At 35.3% G+C, this 7,390-nt stretch carries 8 protein-coding genes; 4 read left to right on the top strand and 4 right to left on the bottom strand.

Annotated elements, in window-relative coordinates; genetic code table 11:
- Window positions 1–157: 157 nt before the first annotated feature.
- Together AABE15_RS02040 and AABE15_RS02035 are read left to right on the top strand one after the other, a co-directional pair.
- The gene (locus AABE15_RS02040; protein ID WP_338329617.1) at window positions 158–997 is read left to right on the top strand and encodes an SDR family oxidoreductase; all 840 of its coding nucleotides are present in this window, start codon (window positions 158–160) and stop codon (window positions 995–997) included.
- A gap of 79 nt (window positions 998–1,076) precedes the next feature.
- Window positions 1,077–1,628, top strand: coding sequence for an adenine phosphoribosyltransferase (locus AABE15_RS02035; protein ID WP_338329616.1), 552 nt, complete (start codon window positions 1,077–1,079; stop codon window positions 1,626–1,628).
- Window positions 1,629–1,647: 19 nt separating this feature from the next.
- Here AABE15_RS02035 and accC read toward each other — a convergent pair whose 3' ends face one another.
- From accC to aroQ, 3 genes are read right to left on the bottom strand one after another with little or no spacing between them, the layout of a single operon-like run.
- Complete coding sequence (accC, locus tag AABE15_RS02030) at window positions 1,648–3,000, bottom strand: acetyl-CoA carboxylase biotin carboxylase subunit (protein WP_338329615.1); 1,353 nt, start codon at window positions 2,998–3,000, stop codon at window positions 1,648–1,650.
- Between the two features lie 5 nt (window positions 3,001–3,005).
- The gene (locus AABE15_RS02025) at window positions 3,006–3,458 is read right to left on the bottom strand and encodes an acetyl-CoA carboxylase biotin carboxyl carrier protein subunit (RefSeq protein WP_338329614.1); all 453 of its coding nucleotides are present in this window, start codon (window positions 3,456–3,458) and stop codon (window positions 3,006–3,008) included.
- Window positions 3,458–3,910 carry a type II 3-dehydroquinate dehydratase gene (gene aroQ, locus AABE15_RS02020; RefSeq protein WP_338329618.1) on the bottom strand — a complete coding sequence of 151 codons (453 nt, stop codon included), beginning with the start codon at window positions 3,908–3,910 and terminating at the stop codon, window positions 3,458–3,460. Before aroQ ends, AABE15_RS02025 begins: the two co-directional genes overlap by 1 nt.
- A gap of 341 nt (window positions 3,911–4,251) precedes the next feature.
- On the opposite strand from aroQ, the gene AABE15_RS02015 reads away from it, so the two are divergent.
- Window positions 4,252–4,809: a septal ring lytic transglycosylase RlpA family protein gene (locus AABE15_RS02015; protein WP_338329613.1), complete on the top strand. Its 558-nt coding sequence runs from the start codon at window positions 4,252–4,254 to the stop codon at window positions 4,807–4,809.
- 52 nt (window positions 4,810–4,861) lie between these two features.
- Here AABE15_RS02015 and AABE15_RS02010 read toward each other — a convergent pair whose 3' ends face one another.
- Window positions 4,862–5,830, bottom strand: coding sequence for a YihY/virulence factor BrkB family protein (locus AABE15_RS02010; protein ID WP_338329612.1), 969 nt, complete (start codon window positions 5,828–5,830; stop codon window positions 4,862–4,864).
- A gap of 348 nt (window positions 5,831–6,178) precedes the next feature.
- Between AABE15_RS02010 and AABE15_RS02005 the strand changes: the two genes are divergently transcribed.
- Window positions 6,179–7,309, top strand: a complete 1,131-nt coding sequence (locus tag AABE15_RS02005; RefSeq protein WP_338329611.1) for a type III PLP-dependent enzyme — start codon at window positions 6,179–6,181, stop codon at window positions 7,307–7,309.
- The last annotated feature ends 81 nt before the right edge of the window (window positions 7,310–7,390 follow it).

Below are 7,390 nucleotides of genomic sequence, written 5' to 3'. Positions count from 1 at the left end.
TAAATAAACTTGATTAATATCTCAAAACAATTAATAAATCATTTGCTTAAATCTAAAAGCATTCTAAAATATCTTTTAAACTATCCCGATAGATTACAATCGCAACGTAACTTTGAATCTAATTTTATTGCATTTTATGCGAAATTGAGAATGTCCCATGCGCTTTAATATTTTCAATCGTCCCAAAAAAATTGCTGTCATTACTGGTGCAACGGGTGGAGTGGGCAGAGCACTGGTTCAATGCTTGTTAAAACAAAACTATCGCATTGTTATGATTGCCCGTAATTTAGCTCAACTCGAGCAAATCTCTTTACATTTTGGAAAACATGTAACGGGATGTGTATGCGACATTTCCCAAGCTACTGAAGTTCATTATCTCTGCCACGACATACAATCTCGTTTTGGTCAAATTGATGTGCTTGTTCATAGTGCTGGGAATATTTATCCTGGTTCTTTATTTAATCAAAATGATAAAACAATTCAAGATCAAATTCAGGTAAATTTGACAGGAGCCATTTATATAACGAAAGGGCTTTTACCTCTTATTAAAAGAAAAGGATCCATAATTTTTATTAATTCTTTAGGTGGTTTATTCCCTTTAAAAAATAGCGCTGTTTATTCTGCTAGTAAGTTTGGATTACGCGGATTTGCACTCGCATTAGCGCTGGAACTTAGGAAAAAAAATATTTATGTATCTTCCATTCATCCTGCTGCAATTAATACAAAAATGCTTCGTCAAGAAGTAAAAGATGGTGGATCTTTACTTAATTTTTGCACGCCTCCATTATCAACAGATATTATTTGCCAGACGGTTTTAAAAGCTATTCGGCAAAAAAAACTAGAGTATTTCATCCCTAAATGGTCAGGCTTTCAAATCAAACTTATCATGTTAAAACCTTTTCTTCTTCATCTTTTGATGCCTTATATGGAAAAAAAAGGGAAAAAAGGAAAAGAAGCTTGGCAGCAACAATTTCCCTCAGATTTTAATGATTCTTAAAATAGAAAAAACTATTGTGATATTCAGGATTACGCTTTAAATCTAGCTCTGAATTATTTTATTATTTAGAAATGTAAATATGGTCCTTGCACACAAAACACCTTTTTGTCCTCCAGAAATTAACTTAAAAGATTATATTCGTTCTATTCCGGACTATCCCAAAAAAGGAATATTATTCTATGATATTTCTACGCTATTAAAAAATGCAGATGCTTGGCAAATTGCTACCGCTCGTATGGCACACAGTGTCGCCCGATGGCAGCCAGACCTTATTGCAGGCATAGAATCACGTGGGTTTGTTAGTGCCTCACCACTAGCTTCCGCTCTGGGTTGCGGAATGATTATGATTCGTAAACCAGGGAAGCTTCCTGGAAAAACAATTTCCATTGAATACGAACTAGAATATGGGCAAAATTGTATTCATATTCAGGAAGATGCCATTAAGCCTGGCCAACGCGTTGTTATTGTCGATGATCTTTTAGCAACTGGTGGTACGTTACAAGCAGCGATTGATTTGCTTCGCAAAGCAGGTGCAGATATTGTCGGAGCAGCTGCATTAATTGAATTAAAAGGATTAAATGGACGTCAAAAAATTGACGTCCCTCTTAATTCTGTTATCCAATATACATAGATCAAATATAAACTCCTTATTAACAGGCTTTTATATTTTTCTCGATGAATCGTTCTAACCAATGAATTGTATATTCTCCTTTTATAAACTCTTCATTGGATAAAATTTTCTGATGCAGCGCTATATTTGTTTTGACGCCAGAAATAACCATTTCTTCTAGCGCTCTTTTCATCCTAGCAATGGCTAATGGGCGATTTGGAGCGTGAACAATCAATTTTGCGATCATACTATCATAATAAGACGGAATAGAATATCCCACATACAAAGCACTATCTAGTCGTACGCCTAACCCACCAGGAGCATGAAACACATTGATTTTACCAGGGTTGGGAACAAACGTTATTGGATCTTCTGCATTAATACGACATTCAATCGCGTGCCCTTGAAAATGTACATCGTTTTGCTTAACACTGAGCGCCTCACCTGCTGCCACTCGTATTTGCTCAGAAACCAAATCAACGTTAGATATAAATTCGGTGACAGGGTGTTCTACTTGTAAGCGAGTATTCATCTCGATAAAACAAAAATGTCCATCTTGATATAAGAATTCCAAGGTCCCCGCATTACAATACCCAAGCTTTCTCATGGCGTTGGCTGAGACATCTCCTATAAACTGACGCTGCTCTTTAGTTAAAACAGGAGAAGTGGCTTCTTCCAAAACTTTCTGATGCCTACGTTGTAACGAACAATCCCTTTCCCCTAAAAATAAAACATTGCCGTGTTGGTCACCTATGATCTGAACCTCAATATGACGTGGTTTATCCATATATTTTTCTAGATAAACTTCATCATTACCAAAAGCCATTTTTGCTTCAGATCGAGCTATGTGCCACGCCTCTTCAAGTTCTGATTCATTTTTAGCGACTTTCATTCCTCTACCGCCACCACCAGCAGTTGCTTTTATTAAAACAGGATAACCTACCTCTAAAGCAATTTTTTTTGCAGATTCAACATCCTTCACCGCTCCATCGGATCCTGGGACAAGTGGCACGTTAAACTTCTTCATAGTCGCTTTGGCTTGAATTTTGTCACCCATCATTCGAATATGCTGAGAAGTCGGTCCAACAAAAACGATATCGTGCATCTCAACCAATTCTGCAAACTCAGCGTTTTCGGATAAAAATCCATAACCAGGATGAATAGCCTCTGCACCTGTAATTGTGGCGGCAGAAAGAATTGCTGCTTTATTTAAATAACTTTCCGTTAAAGAAGGTGGACCTATACAAACACTTTCATCGGCTAATCGAACGTGCATCGCATCTGAATCGGCCGTAGAATGAACCGCCACCGTACGAATACCCATTTCTCGACAAGCTCTTAAAATACGAAGTGCTATTTCACCACGGTTCGCAATCAGAATTTTTGTAAACATATGACCTACTCTATAATCATCAATGCTTCACCGTATTCGACAGGCTCACCAGAAGATATCAAAATACGCGTTATTTTGCCGGCTTTGTGAGCACGAATTTGATTAAACGTCTTCATTGCTTCAATAAGCATAACAACCTGACCAGCTTGCACTTCTTGCCCAACACTTACCAATGGAGGAGATGATGGTTCTGGGGTAAGATAAGCAATACCAATCATTGGACTTAATACAGCACCGGGATGTTTAGCGGGATCTTGTTGACTTTCAGAAAATTGTTGGGTTGCTTCCGTTTCTTGTTTTGCTTCTAAAACAGGAGATACAACAGCATTATGCGTTAAGTTTCTTGCCACGCGGATACGTTGATCCTTTTCGGCAATTTCAATTTCACTTAACCCTGTTTCGGTCAAAATATTGGCCAAAATACGAATAATTTCTACATCGACGAGCATTTTGCTCATTAACTATCCTCTTCTAAAATAAGGTTTGCTATCGCTGCAAGTGCTAAAGCATACCCTTGCAGACCAAAACCACAAATAACGCCCATTGCTGCTTGCGACACGTAAGAATGATGTCTAAAAGATTCTCGACGGTAAATATTAGAAATGTGCACCTCTATTACTGGCAACTCAACAGAAAGCAAGGCATCTAAAATAGCAATAGAGGTATGACTATACGCACCGGCATTAATAATTATACCTTTAGCCCTACCTCTGCATTCTTGAATCCAAGAAACAAGTTCTCCCTCATCATTCGTCTGACGAAAATCAATAGCTATTTCAGCTTGTTCTGCATTTTGAATACAAATTTGTTCAACATCGTCCAGAGTCGCTTGACCATAAATCTCCGGTTGTCTCATTCCTAACATATTAAGATTTGGACCATTTAAAACATATACAAGAGGTAATTCTATCACTACGGAGACGCCTTTTAATACGCATATATTATACTGAAAAACTGTATGTTTGAGACCTTTAATAAATAACTCTTTATATTACATCAAGTTGATTTATATTTAAACTGAGTTCCTTTCAACTTTATAAAACAAAACCATGTGTGTGTTATAGTGAGCTTATTTTGTATTAATAGATTGATAAATAAGAATATTTTACTCAACTTTTCTTTTTTATAACATTTTAATTTCATATATGATATAGTGCGCTATTTCTATGTGAGGTTTTTATAACCTTAATAAAATTATCTTTATGTTTTCTAACAAATTGTTAGAAAACAAAATCTAGAATTTGGGGTTACATGAAACGTAATTACAGTAAACTAATAGGATTATGTTTTTTGACAGGTTTAGGATTATATCCCTTAAACGGTGCACACGCATCAATGTCTATAGAATCTAAACGTCCTATTAGATCATTGACAAAAAAAAATATTAAATCCACTCGAAAAAGAACACATATTCGTTATTTACACCGTCACAAGGTTTATCAACCTATTACATCAGCTAATATCGAAACAATTCGTAATGTTAATAAAAGTAATGAAGAAAGTGGTACTGCTAGTTGGTACGGTGGAAGGCATTCCCATTCACGAACTTTTTCTGGGGCACTTTTTAACAAAAATAGTCTAACCGCCGCACATCCCAGTTTACCTATGGGAACAAGAGTACTTGTTCGTTCTAAAGACACTGGGCATGCTGTAATAGTGGTAATTAACGATCGTGGACCTTTTACGGGCAACAGAATAATTGACTTATCAAAAGCTGCTGCAGCAAAGATCGGCATGATTAAAAAAGGTACAGCCCAAGTAACTATCACTCCAATACGTGCTATTGAAGTTGCTCAAGCTCCTAATTAAACCATAAGCAATGTATACAATATTTACTTAGATACAAAATTTTATTCTGTTTTTAAGTTGGACCTTGTATTTTAAAACTGTTTTTCATGACGTACTCTTCTATTTTTGCATTAAATTGAGCACCCAATAATACTACATAACAGGAAACCCAAAACCACATCATAACAGCCGCGATGGTACCCAAAGGTCCATAAGTACTCGTAAAATTAGCTAAATGAGCAACATAAAATGAAAAAAGTAAGGCTGACACCAAAGATAAAAAGGTTGAAGCAATAACCCCGGGGAAAATCCAACGCCATTTGACGTCATTTCGACAAGGCCCGTAACGATAAAAAAGAGCAAAAATACCCATAATAAAAAATAAAACAACTAAATTACTTGATGTTCTTACAATATTAAAAGACTGGATCAATTGGCCTACTATGGGGTGAAAATTCACCACTTCGTAAAAAAGCTTTAAAGGCAATGTATTAATAATAGCAGGAAGAGCTACTACAATAGCCAATGTCAAAATCATACCTAAAATTGCAAATAATGTTAGCGTAAATGATACCACTTGAAACTTAAAAAAATTACGTGCTTCTTCTACATTATAGGTAATATTCAATCCTGTAATTAACCCTTTTGTACCAATTGCAGAAGCCCACAATGCCAAAAGAATAGAAATAACCAATTGCGTTGTGAGTGTTGAATTAGTTTGTTCAACAAGATTTTTTATCATTTGTTGCAAAAATTGATAAACAGAAGGAGGTAAAAAGTGAGATAAAAATTTAAGCTGTGGTTCAACGGTTTGGGGGTCAAATAATAAGCCATAAATTGAGATCAAACTGCTTGCGGTTGGAAATAAGGATAACGTCGAAAAAAAAGCACATCCGGCAGATACTAAAGTCGAAGGTCCATTAATTAAAGCCATGATGGTATTTTTTAAGATTTCAAACCAACCCCCTATAGAAATTTTCAAAGGTGAACAATTTCTATCTAAAGAAAAAACTTTTTTTGAGGAGTCCGCTGAACTATCCATTCTATACCTTTAACTCCAGTTAGTTTTTTGAAAAATGTTAGTTAGCTTCACTCTATATCTCTAGTTTTATTAAACTTCGTTTTGTTTTTAAATTTTTTATTATAATTTTTAAGTTTAAGTAAATAGTTAAGATTGTCTTTTTAATCACTTTACAAATTAACAGTTGCTTTTACATTAAAAAAAGATCATATCCACTAAGAACACCATAATAACTGGATCGATTCACTTATTTTTATTCTTTAAATAATTGTAATTTTAAGTGTAATGCAATCCATTTAGCTTTTGGTAATGCAAGATTTCCTCTTCTCGTTGTAAAGAAACAGGTTTGGACATGAAAGAAAAAAATTCATGAATTCAAAAATATCACAATTTCTAGCAAATAATGCGTTATCAACTCCTTGCCTAGTAGTTGATGTAGAACAAGTTGAAAATAATTATCGCAACCTTCAACATGCCCTCCCTAAGGCGCATATTTACTATGCAGTTAAAGCCAATCCTGCTCGTGCTATTTTAAGCAAATTAGTTTCAAATCGTTCTTTTTTTGACGCTGCATCGTGGGAAGAAATACAACAATGCATTAATGCAGGTGCTAAGCCTAAGCATATATCCTTTGGAAACACTATTAAAAAAACATCTTCAATTCAACAAGCCCATCAAATAGGAATTGAAATGTATGTTTTTGATAGTATTGAAGAGTTGCATAAAATTGCTGAACATGCACCAAAATCTAAAGTTTATTGTCGTATATTAGTGGATAATCAGGGTGCAGACTGGCCATTATCAAGTAAATTTGGTACAACTAACGCCTATGCTATTGAGTTATTGATAAAAGCAAAAACACTTGGACTTCATCCTTATGGCGTTTCTTTTCATGTTGGAAGTCAACAAACTGACCCTCGCGCTTATGCTTCTGCTATTCGCCAAAGCGCAAAAGTTTTCCAAGGTTTGGCCAAGCATAATATTTACTTGGAGATGATTAACTTAGGCGGTGGTTTTCCCATTACTTATTGTGAAACTGTTCCAACAATTGAAGAATTTGCAAAAACTATACGATCCGCTTTAAATGAACATTTTCCACACATCATGCCTAGAATTATATTAGAACCTGGGCGCTTTATTGTCGGCAACGCTGGCGTTATTTCTACAGAAGTTATTCTAGCCAGTCACAGAGGAAACATCAATTCTCCTAAATGGATATATCTTGATATTGGTCGCTTTGGAGGCTTAGCAGAAACCGAAGGCGAGGCAATACGTTATCCTATCGAGACACCTTATGATGGATTAAAGACAGAGCCCGTTATTATTGCTGGCCCCTCTTGCGATGGCGTTGACATACTGTATCAAAAATCTAATTACACTTTGCCTTTAACTTTAACTGCTGGGGATTGTATTTCATTATTATCAACAGGTGCCTATGTATCCACATACTGTTCAACACAGTTCAATGGTTTTGCTCCTTTAAAAGAATATTATATTTAATAAATAAATCCTTTTGCAATCAACAATTTCCTATTTTTATAAAAGTAAATTTGATAAAAAATTCCTTATTTAAAGCACAGA

This window comes from Commensalibacter sp. Nvir, assembly GCF_963921845.1.
Lineage (GTDB): Bacteria > Pseudomonadota > Alphaproteobacteria > Acetobacterales > Acetobacteraceae > Commensalibacter.
This window is presented reverse-complemented; position numbering and strand designations above follow the sequence as displayed.

Bases quoted from the DNA above. Each gene is read 5' to 3' on its own strand.
- AABE15_RS02010 (WP_338329612.1), bottom strand. From the start codon at position 5,830: ATGGATAGTTCAGCGGACTCCTCAAAAAAAGTTTTTTCTTTAGATAGA.
- AABE15_RS02040 (WP_338329617.1), top strand. From the start codon at position 158: ATGCGCTTTAATATTTTCAATCGTCCCAAAAAAATTGCTGTCATTACT.
- accC (WP_338329615.1), bottom strand. From the start codon at position 3,000: ATGTTTACAAAAATTCTGATTGCGAACCGTGGTGAAATAGCACTTCGT.
- AABE15_RS02015 (WP_338329613.1), top strand. From the start codon at position 4,252: ATGAAACGTAATTACAGTAAACTAATAGGATTATGTTTTTTGACAGGT.
- AABE15_RS02035 (WP_338329616.1), top strand. From the start codon at position 1,077: ATGGTCCTTGCACACAAAACACCTTTTTGTCCTCCAGAAATTAACTTA.
- AABE15_RS02005 (WP_338329611.1), top strand. From the start codon at position 6,179: ATGAATTCAAAAATATCACAATTTCTAGCAAATAATGCGTTATCAACT.
- AABE15_RS02025 (WP_338329614.1), bottom strand. From the start codon at position 3,458: ATGAGCAAAATGCTCGTCGATGTAGAAATTATTCGTATTTTGGCCAAT.